The organism is Roseateles sp. GW821-FHT03B02, from assembly GCF_059421025.1.
This window is the reverse complement of the sequence record NZ_JBWKUV010000003.1, coordinates 351,846-365,568: the sequence shown is the minus strand read 5'-3', so window position 1 is coordinate 365,568 and position 13,723 is coordinate 351,846. Positions and strand designations below refer to the sequence as shown.

The window sequence follows — 13,723 nt, the reverse complement described above, 5'->3', positions numbered from 1 at the left end:
CAGGTCTTGCATCTTCTCCGAGAACGCCACAATGCCGGCCATGTCGGATTGGGTATTGATCACCGGAGGATCGCGCGGCATCGGCGCAGCGACGGTGCTGGGTTGCGCCGCTGCCGGCTGGGACGTGGCCATCAACTACGCCCGCGATGGCGGTGCGGCCGAGGCGCTGGCCGCGCGCGTGCAGGCCCTGGGCCGGCGCGCGCTGTGCCTACAGGCCGACGTGGCCGACGAGGCCCGGGTGGCGGCGATGTTCGAGCGCCTGGACGCGGCCGGCGGCCGGCTGGCGGGCCTCGTCAACAACGCCGGCATCGTGGCACCGGCCGCGCGGCTGGCCGCGATGACGACCGGGCGCTGGCGCCGCCTTTTCGACGTTAACGTCATCGGCACGCTGCTGTGCTGCCAGCAGGCCGCGCGGCGCATGAGCACGCAGCAGGGCGGCGCGGGCGGGGCGATCGTCAACCTCAGCTCGCGCGCAGCCGAGTTCGGCTCGGCCGGCATCTATGTCGACTACGCGGCCACCAAGGGCGCCGTCGACACGCTGACCAAGGGCCTGGCCCGCGAACTGATCGCCGAGGGCATCCGTGTCAACGGCGTGCGGCCCGGCATCATCGAGACCGACATCCACGCCAACAGCGGCATGGACGCGAGCGGCGCGGCATCGACCATCCCCATCCAGCGCCTGGGACGACCCGAGGAGGTCGCGGCGGCCGTCGTCTGGCTCCTCGGCGATGCGGCCAGCTACACAGTCGGTGCGTTGCTGGACGTGGGCGGGGGCCGCTAGCGTTTCTCGACCAGGCTGGACTCCAGGCCGTTCTCGTCGCGCAGCCGCGCGGCCGTTGCGCGCGCCTCGTCCAGGCTCGGGAAGGGCCCGGCGCGCAGGTGGTGCCTGCCGGCTTCGCGCACGATGGTCAGCAGCGGCAGCAGTGCCAGGTCGGCCTCGGCCACGCGCTGGCGCAGCGTCTCGGCGCCGTCCAGCCTGGCGAAGGCGCCGAACTGCAGCCAGTAGCTGCCGCTGGCGGCGGCGCCCGGTGTCGTCTCGCGCTGAGGCCCGCCCTGGGGCGTGTCGGGCACGAAGACCGGCGACGGCTCGCCGGCCGGCGCGGTCCACAGGCCGGCGCGGATCTCGGCATAGGTGATGCGCCTGACTTCGACATGGGCCACGCCGCGTAGCAGGTCCAGCTTGAGCGCGGCCGTGTAGCTGAGGTCGATGACGCGGCCCTTGTGGAAGGGGCCGCGGTCGTTGACGCGCACGATGACCTCGCGGCCGTTGGCCGGGTTGCGCACGCGGGCATAGCTGGGGATGGGCAGCGTGGGATGGGCCGCCGTCATCGCGTACATGTTGTAGACCTCGCCGCTGGCCGTGGGGCGGCCATGGAACTGGCGGCCGTACCAGGAGGCGAGGCCGCGCTCGGCGAACGGCGTGTCGGTGACGATGGGCTGGTAGCGCTCGCCCTGCACCTCGTAAGGCTTGTTGGGGCCGCCGACGCGGATCGGCTCCAGCCGCGGCACGGCGTCTGGCACGCGGGCCAGGTCGGCGGGCGGGCTGGGCGGCGGGCCGTCACGCCCGGAAGGTTCGGTCGGCGCGGGGGCGCGCGTGGCACAGCCGGCCAGCGCGAGCAGCAGCAGGGCCAGCCCAGTATGCTGCGCGCTGTCCTTCCATCGTCGAAGCCATGCCATGAGCAATTTCGTCTTTCCACCGGCCGAGATTCCCAGCGCCGCCGTCCGCGGCACGGACGCGCGCTACGCGGTGCGCCGCATCTTCTGCGTCGGCCGCAACTATGCCGATCATGCCCGCGAGATGGGCGCCGACCCGACGCGCGAGCCGCCGTTCTACTTCACCAAGCCGGCGACGGCCCTGACGCCCTCGGGCGCGACCGTGCCCTACCCGACCGAGACCAGGAACTACCACTACGAGATGGAGCTGGTGCTAGCCCTCGGTGCGCCGGTGTTCAAGGTCACGCCCGAGGCCGCCTTGGCCGCGATCTGGGGCTATGCCGCGGGCCTGGACATGACGCGCCGCGATCTGCAGGCCGCGGCCAAGGCTGCTGGCAAACCCTGGGACACGGCCAAGGGCTTCGACCAGTCGGCCATCCTGGGCGAGATCGTGCGCAAGAGCGAACTGGGCCTGCTCGCCAAGGGGGCTATCACCCTGGCGGTGAACGGCGTGGAGAAGCAGCACGGCGATCTGGCCGACATGATCTGGAACCAGGCGGAGATCGTCTCGAACCTGAGCCATCTCTACCACCTGCACCCCGGCGACCTGATCTACACCGGCACGCCGGCAGGCGTTGGCGCCGTGGTGGCCGGCGATGTGCTCGTCGGCCGCATCGAGGGGCTGGGCGAGATCAGCCTGACGGTCGGCCCGGCGGAGTGAGCGGCGATGTTCTCTGCTGAAGAAACGCTGGCGCAGGCGCGCGCGCGCAACATCCACGAGGCGCTGGCCGAGGACATCGGCCACTGCGACTGGACGGCCCTGCTGGTGCCCGCAGGCCGGCGCGTGGCGGCCCAGGTGCGGGTGCGCGAGGCGGCGGTGCTGTGCGGGCGCGACTGGTTCGACGACGTGTTCGCCGCGCTGGATTCGACGGCCCGCATCGACTGGCTCTACGACGAAGGCGCGGCCATGACGGCGGACAGCATCGTCTGCCGCATCGAGGCCGATGGCCGCGCGCTGCTGTCGGCGGAGCGGCCGGCGCTGAACTTCCTGCAACTGCTGTCGGGCACGGCGACGATCACGCGCGCCCACGTCGACGCGGTGGCCGGCGCCAGTCCCAACCCGCGCGGCTGCGCCATCCTCGACACGCGCAAGACCGTGCCGGGCCTGCGCCTGGCGCAGAAGTACGCGGTGCGCGTGGGCGGCGGGCAGAACCAGCGCCTGGCGCTGTATGCCGGCATCCTCATCAAGGAGAACCACATCGCCGCGGCTGGCGGCGTGGCCCCCGCCCTGCGCGCGGCCCAGGCGCTGAAGGCCGGCGTGGACATCCAGGTCGAGGTCGAGACGATTGACCAGTTGCGCGAGGCGCTGGACGCTGGCGCTGTCAGCGTGCTGCTGGACAACTTCAGCGAAGCGCAGATGCGCGAAGCCGTCGCCGTGAACGCCGGCCGCGCGCTGCTGGAGGTATCAGGCGGCGTCGCGCTGGATCAGCTGCGCTGGATCGCCGCCACCGGCGTGGACCGCATCTCCATCGGCCGACTGACGAAGGACGTCAGGGCCGTGGATTATTCGATGCGGGTGCTGGGGCCGGTTTAGCGGCGACGCCGCGCCAGCCCGAGCAGGCTCAGGCCGACAAGGCCCAGCGTGCCGGGCTCGGGCACGCGGCTGATCTCGGAGCCGGCAATCAGGAAAATGTCGCCAAAGCCACCGGTGTCGCAGGGGCCGACGGAGCCACCGCCTGCCAGGGCCGGGCCCGAGGTCGGGTCGGGGTTGCCGTTCTTGCCCAAGGTGTTGAAGCAGCCCATCCAGACCTGCACGGACATCGTGTCATAGCCCTGGCTTTGCAGTCCCTTCAGGTCCAGGCCGGGGATGTAGTTGATGAACTCGGCGGTGTTGGATGCCTGGTTGGTGTTGACGAGCTGGCCGCCGGATGGGCAACTGGCGCCATCGGGCGACGGGTAGGACACCTTGTCGTCGACGACGCAAATGGCACCCACAGTCATGCCGAAGTCGCTCGCACCGGGTGTCGTGATGGCGCTGCCGTCGAAGTTCTTGGTCGACGAAAACGCCGTCGGATCCTTGAAGATGTCGTTGAGATCGAGATTCTGGGTCTCGAAGTACTTGTTGACCTTGTTGCCGTCGGTGTCGCGGATCGTCACCAGCGCCCAGATCGGCAGGCTGGCCGTGCTGTTCTGCGGGTTGTTGAAGTCGAAGGCAATGGCCATCTGGTGATAGGCACCGCCGAAGGTCAGCTTCTGGTTAAGGGTGCTGAGGCCGATGTCCCAGCTGTAGGGCGTGTCATTGGCCAGCCCGCCGTTGTTGAGGGGGTCGTTGGCGTCGCCGGTGTAGAAATACTTCTTGTTGCCGCCGTTCTGCGACGAGAAGGCATTTTCCGACGGGTTGATCTGGTCGCCGTTGTTCAGGATGTTGCCGTTGTTGGTCGTGACGACGATGGTGTCGAGCAGCGCGCCCTGGCTGGCGGCGAACCCGTACGGCCCAGTGAAACCGGTGTAGCCGCGGGAGGCCAGGTTGTCCAGCACCTTGGTCGAACAGGACACGAAGTTGCCGTAGGTCGCGCAGGCGGAGTTGGGCGACGGATAGGTCGGCGTGTAGACCGGCAGCGGTGCCGCGGTGGCCATGCCGGTTGGGAGGAGCAGGGCAAGCAGCCACTGCGAACGGACGCCCCTGAAAGCCTTCTTCATAGATCACCTCTCATTGGAGTTTGGACTTTGTATCCAAAGGTGAGCATTAATCGGGCCAGCCTCTCTAAGTCATTGATTCAGGCTCAGATGCGTTCACCCCCCTGAATCGGGTGTCAAGTCGCTCGACATGGATTGGTAATGGACAGCGTTGTCAGATTTCGCGCGCGGAGATGGCAGCTCCCGCAGCTCTGCGGCCTCAGGCGTCGAACCAGGGTTCGTTGGGCAGGTCGTCGAAGACCTTGCGCAGCCCGGCGCTCCAACCCTTGCGCAGCGCCTGGAAGTAGGGATCGTCGCGCTCGATGCGGTGAGGCGGCTTCATCGCCTGCTCGAACTGGTTGGCGCGCAGCATCAGCATGTCGATTGGCAGGCCTACCGAAAGGTTGGACTGGATGGTCGAGTCGAAGCTCACCAGGGTGCACTTGGCGGCTTCGTCCAGCGGCGTCGTTTCGTAGCGGATGACGCGGTCGATGATGGGTTTGCCGTACTTGCTCTCGCCGATCTGGAAGTAGGGCGTGTCTTCCGTCGCCTCGATGAAATTGCCCTGCGGATAGACGTGGAAGAGGCGTGGGCCCTCGCCCTGGATCTGCCCGCCGAGCAGCATGTTGGCGCCGAAATCCACCCCGTTGTGCTGGGGGTCGCTGTCGCGCGCGACGATCTCCTTGAGCGTGCGGCCCAGCAGCACGGCGGCGTCGTAGAGCGTGGGGACGTTGAGCAGGTGCTCGCCCTCGCCGTGCAGGCGCTGGTTCAGCACGGAAATGACGGATTGCGTCGTCGCCAGGTTGCCTGCGGTCAGGATGACGATCTCGCGCTGGTGCGGGATCTGGAACTGGTACATCTTGCGGAAGCTGGCGATGTGGTCGACGCCGGCATTGGTGCGCGTGTCGGATGCGAACAGCAGGCCCGCACGCAGGCGCATGGCGACGCAGTAGGTCATGGGGAAGTCCCGGCGAATGAGCTGGCGGTCATGTTACGGCTGGCCGTTGCCGGTGCCGTGCTGTGGGTCATCCATAGCCTGCTGGTCATCGCGCTTTGGCAGAAGCCAGATGGCGCGTGATGGCGGGTTCCACCATCAGACCTGGCTCTCTGGGAAGAGGGCTCTCGCGGACCACGGGCTGCCTCGGGATGCTTCAGTGCGCCGGCACCGAGGCATGGCTCTGACAGAAACTGTGAAACTTTGAGGCAGACCGGAGCCCTGGCCTCGAAAGCGTTCCTCTTTGATACAGCCTGGTTGCATCACCATTTTGGACAAAAACCTTTCGTTCTGTCCATAATGGTGAACGTTTCGTCCATTCCGGCCGAACCAATGCCCAGCAAACCTCCCGTTATATTTCCCCAGGAGCAGCGCATGCTCGCTGCGCTGGGCGAGCGCGTGCGTCTTGCCCGGTTGCGCCGCAAGCTGACCACCACCACGGTGGCGCAGCGAGCCGGCATTTCCCGTACCTCGCTGTACAACGTCGAAGCTGGAGATCCCGGCGCAACGCTAGGCACGTATCTGCGAGTGCTTGCGGTACTCGGGTTGGACAAGGACATCGACAGGGTGGCAGCCGACGATCAGGTCGGGAGGAAGCTGCAGGATCTCCAGATGGATTCCCCGCCGAAGTCCGGACGTACTGCCGCCGCCATCAAGCGTGAGAGCGCGAAATGAGCGGTTCGGATCTGGAGGTTTGGCTCGACAGCGACCTGGACGAGATGCGTCGCGTCGGCACACTTTCCCATGACCGGGGTCAGGTTCGCTTCAGTTATGACAAGGCGTGGATCAAGGACGCGAAGGCGTTCATGCTTGATCCGGACCTCTCCCTGGATGAACAACCCTTCTTCCCGAAGCCAGAGGCCGGGAACTTCGGCATCTTCCTGGACTCGTCGCCGGACCGTTGGGGCCAGACGCTGATGAAGAGGCGCGAGGCACTTCAGGCAAAAGATGCCAATGAGAAACCTCGAACGCTGTACGCATGGGACTTCCTCATCGGTGTCCAGGACTTCACTCGGCAGGGTGCACTGCGGTTCCGAATCGAAGGCACCGACGAATTCCTTGGTGACGAGAAGATGGCGGCGCCACCGGAGACGAGCCTGCGTGAGCTGGAGTCCGTTGCCACGCTTCTGACGAGCAAGCGTATCGACGACTTGGACGCACTGCGCCGCTGGCTCGTGGTGCTCGTAGTGCCGGGCGCGTCGTTGGGCGGTGCCCGGCCCAAGGCAAACTTCTCGGAGCAGGATGGCGCGCTGTGGATCGGCAAGTTCCCATCTCGCGACGATGACCGCGACATCGGTGCCTGGGAAGCGGTGATCCACACGATGGCCGACAAGGCTGGAATCGATGTTCCGCCCGCCAAGGTGGTCCAACTGAACAACGAGTTCCACACCTTCTGCATCCAAAGATTCGATCGCGCCGAAGGCAAGCGGCGCTTCTACGCCTCCGCCATGACGCTGCTGCGCCGAGACCAGAGCGAGGGCGTCAGCTACCTGGAATTGGCCCAGTTCCTGAGGACGGCCGGAGATCCGGCGCACGTGGCCAGCGACCTGGAGCAACTCTTCCGCCGGGTCGCCTTCAACGTCGCGGTTGGCAATCGAGACGATCATCTCCGAAACCATGGCTTCCTGCTCGGCCAGGAAGGCTGGCGGCTTTCCCCCGCTTTCGACGTCAATCCAAACATCGACAAGGCCGAGCATGTGCTGAGCATTGACGACTCGGACAACCGACCGAGTCTGGCCACGGTGCTGACGACGGCCGAGTTCTATGGCCTCACGACGGACCGCGGTGCTGCCATTGTTGAGGACGTGGCCAGCGCGGTCGACGGGTGGGCAGATCTTGCGCGCAAGGCCGGGATCTCGGGCGCAGACATCGCGGTCACTGCGGCCGCGTTTTCAGCGCATCGAGAGTACCGCGAGAACGCCGCGAATACGCCCGTCACTCCCGTGCCGGCAGCGCCCAAATCGCGTCGGCCGCGCGCCAGGTGAACTCGATCGCCGAGTTAGCCATCGACGCTGAGTAGCGTCAGATCCCAGGGCCTGATTTGACCCGGCCCAGAGCGTCGTCGTGCGCGTTTCGGGAGTACGTTTGGCCCACTTTGGGCCCACTTCGTATTCCCGTCATATCCGCGCGGTAGTCGAAAAACGCAAAAGGCCTTGCAAGTCAGCAACTTGCAAGGCCCCGATTTGGCGCGCCCGGTTGGGATCGAACCAACAACCCCTGCCTTCGGAGGGCAAAATTCAGTCCGGCTAAGTTGTTGCTGTGCAAGATAAGTTATTGATTCAAAAGAACTTATCTGTGCCGTTCCGTGTCAAACGGAGCCGCTCTGGGCACAATGATGCACTTGCATTGCACTTGCTATCGCGGAGCCCACTGTGCGCACCAATGTCGTTCCCATTCACCCTCCCATCCGGATTGCCCGGCCACGCCTGACGGCCGCCACCCTCAAAACGGCCAAACCCGAGGCTAGCCCGTTCGAGCTGCGGTCGGACAAAGTTCCCGGGCTGCTGATGCGCTGCGAGCCGTCGGGGAACATGAACTATTGGGTCGTCATCGGGCGCGGCAAGCGTGTCCGGCTTGGCTCCACCCGCGTTCTGACGATGGCCCAGGCCGAAGAGACGGCGCGGCGCGTGCTGGTCGATCCGGAGGCGTTCGCCAAGTCCAAGTTCAAGTCGGCCACGCTGGAAGAGTTCATCGACGACCACTACAAGCCGTGGGTGAAGGCGCACCGCAAGTCGGCGGACGCCACGCTGGCCCGGCTCAAGGCCAGCTTCGAGAAGAAGTTCTACCGGCAGCGGATGGAAGAGGTCAGCCTTTCCAACTTGGAGCGGTGGCGCACCGACCGCATCAACGGCGGCACGGCCAAGGCCACGGTCAATCGCGACCTGGTCGCCCTGAGTTCCGTGCTGTCCAAAGCCGTGGAGTGGGGCGCCCTGGAAGCGAACCCGTTGCAACGCCTGAAGAAGCTGAAGGTCACGACGAAGAAGGTTCGATTCCTGTCGGCGGAAGAGGAGGCCCGGCTCCGGGCAGCATTGGCCGAACGGGATGCCGAGCTGCGGGCCAAGCGCGAGAGCGGCAACGCATGGCGGGCGGCCCGTGGATTGCCGCTGATGCCCGAGAAGGGCACCTACGGCGACCACCTCACGCCGATGGTGCTGCTCTCCATCAATGCCGGGCTGCGGCAGGGCGAGGTCTTCAACCTGACCTGGGCCGATGTGGACTTGGACCGCAAGCTGCTGACCGTGCGCGCCGATGTGGCGAAGTCCGGCAAGCTGCGGCACGTCAACCTGAACTCGGAGGCTGCCCGCGTGCTCAGCGCGTGGAAGGACGCTACCGGCGGTATCAACGGACTGGTGTTTCCCGGCCAGGAAGGCAAGCCGTTCACGGACGTCAAGACGGCCTGGGCACCGCTGCTGAAGCGGGCCAAGATCGAAGATTTCCGCTGGCACGACATGCGGCACCACTTCGCCTCGCGTTTCGTCATGGCGGGCGGCGACCTGAACACCCTTCGTGAGTTCCTGGGCCACGCAGATATCAAGATGGTGCTGCGGTACGCCCACCTCTCCAGCGAACACAAGGCAGCCGCCATCGAACGCATCTCTGGCGGGGTGCCAGCGTGACGGGCCTGGACGCCCTGCGCCGCGTGCTCGCACGGGCGCGCAACGGGAAGGCGCAGAGCGTGGCCGACCTAGATGCACTGGATGCAGCCGTCGCCGCCATTGCGGCGGGCACTTCGGCAGACAAGGCCCTGGGGCTGAAGCGTGCGAAGGCAGGCAGGCCACGTATGGCGCCAGAACAGCGCGAGGCCGAGATTGAACGGGTCATGCAGGTTCTGGAACTGGTGGCGGCGAACAAGGGGCTCAACCAGGACGAGGCCGCGTTGCTCGTCGTCGGTTCGGAATCCAAGCTGCACACCATGAATCGCCGCGTGGCCCGGTTCCGGCGCATCGCAGAGATGCTGCTCGAAGAAGAGGCCATCCCCGCAGAGGGCCGACTACCCGACGACCCAAGCGCCCAGGAAGAGTTCCAGCCCGTGTAAGGCCCCGGCAGGTCGGGAAATCCGTCGCTGGCGGTCCGTTTGGGGGCTGGCCTCGGCTACCCCCTCGGCGCGCATGCTGCGGCAGCCTGCACGGGCCCGCACCACGGCCTCGGCGCGGGCGTCAACGGCAGTAATCCGCGCAATTGTTGGCATGGCCGCAACTGGCCTGGACTGCGCCAATTGATCCCAACGCGCCAAACCAGCGCAAACGAGATCAATAGGAGCCCGTTGTGAGTCAAGCCACCGACACCATCCGTCGCGCATCAAGGCCCGAGCCGTTCATCCAGCCGCTGGCCTACACGATGGACCAAGCCGCCATCGCCTGCGGGCGTTCCAAGAAGCAGCTCTACCGCGATATCGCGCAGGGCCTGTTGCGCACGTACAAGCACGGACGCCGCCGGATGGTCACCGTGCAGGAAATGGAGCGCCACGTTGCCCGGCTGGCGCGGGGCCAGTAGCCCACCAGTACCGCTCACTTTCGTCGCTAGCACAGCGCCGACTTCTTTGACAAGACCAGCGTCGGTTTCGACGTAACTCCTCGCCACCACTGGAAAAACACGCGCCGCGTATTCGTCGGTATCGCCGCGAGCTGCGCGACGCAGGACGTTTCCCACCACGTCCCGACGTTGCTGCCTAGAGTGACCAACAGCGGCTGCCAGTGGGGTGGCCGTTTCCATTTCCGAGGCACTCAACATGGCGAAGACACCCAGCACCACCACGGCCCCCGCTACCGGATCGGGCCTGCAACTCGAAACCCTCATCAGCCTGCTCGAACTGGCCCAGCGCCTGCGCTGCCACCGCACCACGATCTATCGGCTGGTGCGCGACGGGCACCTGCGGCCCACGTGGATCAGGGGCAAGCAACTGTTCACCCCCGCTGAGGTCGAGCGGTTCCTGGCCGCCGCTGCCACCAAGGAGGACTGACACCATGCCCCGACTCAACACCGAAGAAGCCCGTGCCCAGCGCAACGCCCGCAAGCGCGCCGCCCGTGCAGCCAAGCGTCCCGCCCGTCCCGTGCAGCAGCGCCCCGCGCATGTCCCCGTCGCGCTGCGCAGGCTGGTCACGCACTTGGACGAGAACGGACCCACCACCTCAAACGTCTTGAAGCACGTGTCCTGCGGCTCGGAGCCCCGAAGGTACGCGCCCCTTCGTCAAATGGCGAAGGAAATGGGGCTCATCGAATTCGAGCCGTGGCAGCCGACAGCCTACGGCCAATCTCGTATGCACACCATCACCGACGCTGGCCGGGAATGGCTCAAGCAGCCCGGTCACCGCTGGCCTGACAAGGCACAGAAGCCATGACGGAAATTCACTATTCCTACGTCACGGACGGCGGCGTCCGCAACACGCGGGTCAAGCCCTCCGAGGGCGGCACGCTGGCCGACATGCGCGAGAGGTTCAAGAAGCCCTTGCCGCTCGGCGTTCAGAGCGATGCGTATCACTCGATGGACAAGAAGGAACGCGGCCGTGTGAAGAACGGCCTTCCGTACTTCGTCGGCGGCACCATTGACGGCACGCGGGACGACAAGAACGTCCAGGCCCGCCACTTGCTGACCCTCGACATTGAGCAACCCGACCCGGACGGCGAGCAGCCGCCACCGCCACAGGACGTGCTTGAGACGCTTGAACTGCTTGAGTCTGAAGGCTGGGTTTACACGTCCATCAGTCACACGCGCGACCGGCCTCGTTATCGCGTAGTGCTGCCCCTGCGCGAGCCCATCGAAGGCGGTGACCTGACGGAAGATGTGTTGCGGGCCAGCACACAACGCGCCGCTGAACGGCTCGACATCGGTCCGTGGTGCAGGCCCGAATCGTGGGCACTGTCACAGCCGATGTTCCTACCCGCCAAGTTGAAGGGCGGCGCGTACTGGGAAGGCTACACCTCGGGCGAGGCGTGGGCCATCGAGCGCCAGAAGACACGCAAGAAGGCCACCCCAGGCCAGCCCGCCGACATGCCCGACGAACGACCCGACCCGGTGTTGCACGCGCTGAAGGAAGCGGGGATGTACCTGCGCGCGAACCTGAAGCACAAGGGGATGCACTTCGTACAGTGTCCGCACCACGAGGCCCACAGCACCGAGAGCGAATCCAAGACCGTCTATTACGAAGCCCACTTTGACGGCAACCCCAAGGCAGCGTTCAAGTGCATGTCCACCAGTCACGACCCCATCAACTACGGCGGACTCGTGAACTGGCTGACTGAGAACGGCCACCTCACCAGCGACGAGAAGGCCCGTACCGGCGTCATGGATGACTTCGACGCGTTCGACGAAGAGGCCCGCGTCACGCACTACCTGAACACCAAACCTGAGGAACGGGAATGGGCCTGGGAGAAGTTTGCGCCCGTTGGGAAGGTCACCGTGTTGGCTGGCCCGGGCGGCGTCTCCAAGTCGATGCTGATGCTGAACCTCCTCATCTATGGTGCGCTGGGTATGGACTGGGCCGGGTTCACGCCGCATGGTCCGGTCCGGTCACTCTATGTGTCCTACGAGGACGACAAACTGGAACTCCACAAGCGCGTCCACGCCTTGGCTGAAGCGCTTAGCGAGGCGGAAGACGGCATGGTCAGGCTCCTATACGACGTGCACGGCAGCATCAACGAGAACCTGCGCCTCTACGCGGCGGATGAAGTGGCGCTGTCCTGGCTGCTCATGAAGAAGTCCGACCGTTACAGCAGCGCCGAGCGCACCGAGCGGGTCAACTGGCTAATCAACTATCTGAGCCAGAAGCGAATTAAGGTGCTCGTGCTGGACCCTGCGGTTTACACGCACCAGCTCGAAGAGAAGTCCAACGAGGACATGGCGGCGTTCATGCAAACGCTGTCACACATTGCCAAGATGGCAGGCGTGGCGGTGATCATCCTTCACCACATGAACAAGCAAGGGGGCTTCCAGCAGCTTGCCGACGTGAATCAAGGCTCGCTGCGCGGCGCGTCCGCATTCGCCGACAACTCGCGGTCGGTGGCTGTCATGGTGAGCATGCCCGCCAAGGATGCCGCCAACTACGGCATGGATGCGGAACAGGCGAAGACCGTCGCGGTGTTCAAGCATGTCAAGCACAACTACTCGGACAGCCTGGGCACCATGATGTTCGACCGTCGGGGTCCGCTACTGGTGCCCCGTGAACTGGGACGTGCCAGCCAATTCCAGGTCGCTGAGATCAAGGCGCGAGAAGTTGCAGATAACAAGAGGCGCGAGTGGTCGGGGGAGGCCGTGCGAGTTCTGCCGTGGTTGATGGCAAATCCAGGCGCTGGGTACAACGAAATCGCTCGCAAGATGAACTACGACGACAAGCAGCGAACCCGAATCCTCAATGGCCTCGCGGAATTGGGGTGGATTCGCGTGGAGCCGGGGGGTGGCAATAGCAAGCTATGCACCGTCACTCATGACGGCGAAGACTGGCTCGCCGAGCAAGACAAAACTCGCGGGTGATGCAGGTGATGCCAGGTGATTCCCGAATCACTCAAGAATCACTCCGAATCACCGTGGTGTGGTGGTGGTGGTGCAGCCCCTTTATGGGGTAGCACCACCACACCACTACCTGAGCCGAACCGCCACGCATATGGAACTCGCTTCACCGTATCGGCCGAAGCACCAGCCCCCGCTTCTGCTGAATGGTGACGACACACGGCAGCCCCACCCCTCTCGCGCGTCCGAACGTCGAGAGGAATAGAAATCCCTCGCCAGAAATCCGGTTCTCCCGACACCTCAGCTGAAGGGCATCGGGCCGCCACTCCGACACCACAACGGCACCCACGGCCAGCCCGTGCCGCACCGTCGCCCCACGCGTCGGCCTAGACGGGCCGCAGGCGAGCCGCAGCGCCCGTCCCGAGGGGGTAGCCGACCCCCGCCCCTTGCGGGTCGCGTGGGCGGGCAGCCAACCGAGATTTTTTGCCACCACGACGAAACCCTAGGCAGCATGAGTCATGCAGTTGGCAAGTTATGGCGCTGCCCCTGCGCCCCTCAACCCGAAAGGAAATCCAATGGCAACACCTGCACCCGCCCGCAAAGCCGGGCAACTCTCCAAGAAGGCCCCCTCGTCGGTGCCGCCCGCCTTCGCCCAGTCCATCGACGGCAAGACCTACTCGACGCGACGGGCAACACTCGTGCACGACAACGGCAAGGGCGAAGTCCTGTACCGCGACCCCGATGCGGGCTACTTCCTGGTCTTCCTCAGCCGCGTGGTCGGTGCCGTGCCCATGTACGGCGTCCGCCCGCTCTCTGACGACGCCCTCCACGCCTGGGCCGTGAACAACGGCGCGACGGGCCTGCTGGCGAAAGCCTCCGCGAAGGTGCTCGTCAAGAAGCTCATGGCAACCCCCACCGGCCGCGATCAGTTGAACAAGCTGATGCGCAGCCGCTGA

Annotated in this window: 15 protein-coding genes; 12 read left to right on the top strand and 3 right to left on the bottom strand. The window is 65.5% G+C overall.

All coding sequences use genetic code 11. The annotated features are described in order from the left end of the window. The first annotated feature begins 31 nt into the window (after window positions 1-31). On the top strand, window positions 32-781 hold the full coding sequence (locus AC07VX_RS11485; RefSeq protein ID WP_493164860.1) for an SDR family oxidoreductase: 750 nt from the start codon (window positions 32-34) through the stop codon (window positions 779-781). On the opposite strand, the gene AC07VX_RS11480 is transcribed toward AC07VX_RS11485, so the two are convergent. Next, the gene (locus tag AC07VX_RS11480; protein WP_493164859.1) at window positions 778-1,677 is read right to left on the bottom strand and encodes a septal ring lytic transglycosylase RlpA family protein; all 900 of its coding nucleotides are present in this window, start codon (window positions 1,675-1,677) and stop codon (window positions 778-780) included. The two genes, AC07VX_RS11485 and AC07VX_RS11480, sit on opposite strands and share 4 nt — an antisense overlap. On the opposite strand from AC07VX_RS11480, the gene AC07VX_RS11475 reads away from it, so the two are divergent. Together AC07VX_RS11475 and nadC are read left to right on the top strand one after the other, a co-directional pair. After that, the gene (locus AC07VX_RS11475; RefSeq protein WP_493164858.1) at window positions 1,676-2,374 is read left to right on the top strand and encodes a fumarylacetoacetate hydrolase family protein; all 699 of its coding nucleotides are present in this window, start codon (window positions 1,676-1,678) and stop codon (window positions 2,372-2,374) included. The genes AC07VX_RS11480 and AC07VX_RS11475 overlap by 2 nt on opposite strands. Before the next feature lie 6 nt (window positions 2,375-2,380). Further along, a complete protein-coding gene (nadC, locus tag AC07VX_RS11470) occupies window positions 2,381-3,247 on the top strand; it encodes a carboxylating nicotinate-nucleotide diphosphorylase (RefSeq protein WP_493164857.1) in 867 nt (288 codons plus the stop codon). Here nadC and AC07VX_RS11465 read toward each other — a convergent pair. Both AC07VX_RS11465 and AC07VX_RS11460 read right to left on the bottom strand, forming a co-directional pair. Then, the gene (locus tag AC07VX_RS11465) at window positions 3,244-4,290 is read right to left on the bottom strand and encodes a PEP-CTERM sorting domain-containing protein (RefSeq protein ID WP_493183888.1); all 1,047 of its coding nucleotides are present in this window, start codon (window positions 4,288-4,290) and stop codon (window positions 3,244-3,246) included. The two genes, nadC and AC07VX_RS11465, sit on opposite strands and share 4 nt — an antisense overlap. Before the next feature lie 259 nt (window positions 4,291-4,549). After that, the gene (locus AC07VX_RS11460; RefSeq protein ID WP_493164855.1) at window positions 4,550-5,287 is read right to left on the bottom strand and encodes a proteasome-type protease; all 738 of its coding nucleotides are present in this window, start codon (window positions 5,285-5,287) and stop codon (window positions 4,550-4,552) included. Between the two features lie 411 nt (window positions 5,288-5,698). Here AC07VX_RS11460 and AC07VX_RS11455 point away from each other — a divergent pair, with 411 nt between their 5' ends. The 9 genes from AC07VX_RS11455 (at window position 5,699) to AC07VX_RS11415 (ending at window position 13,723) form a co-directional block, all read left to right on the top strand. Continuing rightward, window positions 5,699-5,998, top strand: coding sequence for a helix-turn-helix transcriptional regulator (locus tag AC07VX_RS11455; protein ID WP_493164854.1), 300 nt, complete (start codon window positions 5,699-5,701; stop codon window positions 5,996-5,998). Continuing rightward, entirely contained in the window at window positions 5,995-7,308 is a 1,314-nt protein-coding gene (locus AC07VX_RS11450; protein WP_493164853.1) for a type II toxin-antitoxin system HipA family toxin, read from the top strand. Before AC07VX_RS11455 ends, AC07VX_RS11450 begins: the two co-directional genes overlap by 4 nt. A gap of 387 nt (window positions 7,309-7,695) precedes the next feature. Further along, window positions 7,696-8,940: a tyrosine-type recombinase/integrase gene (locus AC07VX_RS11445; protein WP_493164852.1), complete on the top strand. Its 1,245-nt coding sequence runs from the start codon at window positions 7,696-7,698 to the stop codon at window positions 8,938-8,940. After that, window positions 8,937-9,359, top strand: coding sequence for a hypothetical protein (locus AC07VX_RS11440; protein WP_493164851.1), 423 nt, complete (start codon window positions 8,937-8,939; stop codon window positions 9,357-9,359). The genes AC07VX_RS11445 and AC07VX_RS11440 overlap by 4 nt, the downstream gene beginning before the upstream one ends. 230 nt (window positions 9,360-9,589) lie before the next feature. After that, complete coding sequence (locus AC07VX_RS11435) at window positions 9,590-9,817, top strand: hypothetical protein (RefSeq protein WP_493164850.1); 228 nt, start codon at window positions 9,590-9,592, stop codon at window positions 9,815-9,817. A 235-nt stretch (window positions 9,818-10,052) separates the two neighbouring features. Next, a complete protein-coding gene (locus tag AC07VX_RS11430) occupies window positions 10,053-10,283 on the top strand; it encodes a helix-turn-helix domain-containing protein (protein WP_493164849.1) in 231 nt (76 codons plus the stop codon). Between the two features lie 4 nt (window positions 10,284-10,287). Next, a complete protein-coding gene (locus tag AC07VX_RS11425; protein ID WP_493164848.1) occupies window positions 10,288-10,662 on the top strand; it encodes a hypothetical protein in 375 nt (124 codons plus the stop codon). Then, a complete protein-coding gene (locus tag AC07VX_RS11420) occupies window positions 10,659-12,791 on the top strand; it encodes an AAA family ATPase (protein ID WP_493164847.1) in 2,133 nt (710 codons plus the stop codon). Before AC07VX_RS11425 ends, AC07VX_RS11420 begins: the two co-directional genes overlap by 4 nt. A 551-nt stretch (window positions 12,792-13,342) precedes the next feature. Further along, entirely contained in the window at window positions 13,343-13,723 is a 381-nt protein-coding gene (locus AC07VX_RS11415) for a hypothetical protein (protein WP_493164846.1), read from the top strand.

What these genes read in the sequence shown, in the direction of transcription:
- AC07VX_RS11485 (WP_493164860.1), top strand. Translation starts at nt 32, where the DNA reads ATGCCGGCCATGTCGGATTGGGTATTGATCACCGGAGGATCGCGCGGC.
- AC07VX_RS11475 (WP_493164858.1), top strand. Translation starts at nt 1,676, where the DNA reads ATGAGCAATTTCGTCTTTCCACCGGCCGAGATTCCCAGCGCCGCCGTC.
- AC07VX_RS11480 (WP_493164859.1), bottom strand. Translation starts at nt 1,677, where the DNA reads ATGGCATGGCTTCGACGATGGAAGGACAGCGCGCAGCATACTGGGCTG.
- nadC (WP_493164857.1), top strand. Translation starts at nt 2,381, where the DNA reads ATGTTCTCTGCTGAAGAAACGCTGGCGCAGGCGCGCGCGCGCAACATC.
- AC07VX_RS11465 (WP_493183888.1), bottom strand. Translation starts at nt 4,290, where the DNA reads ATGGCCACCGCGGCACCGCTGCCGGTCTACACGCCGACCTATCCGTCG.
- AC07VX_RS11460 (WP_493164855.1), bottom strand. Translation starts at nt 5,287, where the DNA reads ATGACCTACTGCGTCGCCATGCGCCTGCGTGCGGGCCTGCTGTTCGCA.
- AC07VX_RS11455 (WP_493164854.1), top strand. Translation starts at nt 5,699, where the DNA reads ATGCTCGCTGCGCTGGGCGAGCGCGTGCGTCTTGCCCGGTTGCGCCGC.
- AC07VX_RS11450 (WP_493164853.1), top strand. Translation starts at nt 5,995, where the DNA reads ATGAGCGGTTCGGATCTGGAGGTTTGGCTCGACAGCGACCTGGACGAG.
- AC07VX_RS11430 (WP_493164849.1), top strand. Translation starts at nt 10,053, where the DNA reads ATGGCGAAGACACCCAGCACCACCACGGCCCCCGCTACCGGATCGGGC.
- AC07VX_RS11425 (WP_493164848.1), top strand. Translation starts at nt 10,288, where the DNA reads ATGCCCCGACTCAACACCGAAGAAGCCCGTGCCCAGCGCAACGCCCGC.
- AC07VX_RS11420 (WP_493164847.1), top strand. Translation starts at nt 10,659, where the DNA reads ATGACGGAAATTCACTATTCCTACGTCACGGACGGCGGCGTCCGCAAC.
- AC07VX_RS11415 (WP_493164846.1), top strand. Translation starts at nt 13,343, where the DNA reads ATGGCAACACCTGCACCCGCCCGCAAAGCCGGGCAACTCTCCAAGAAG.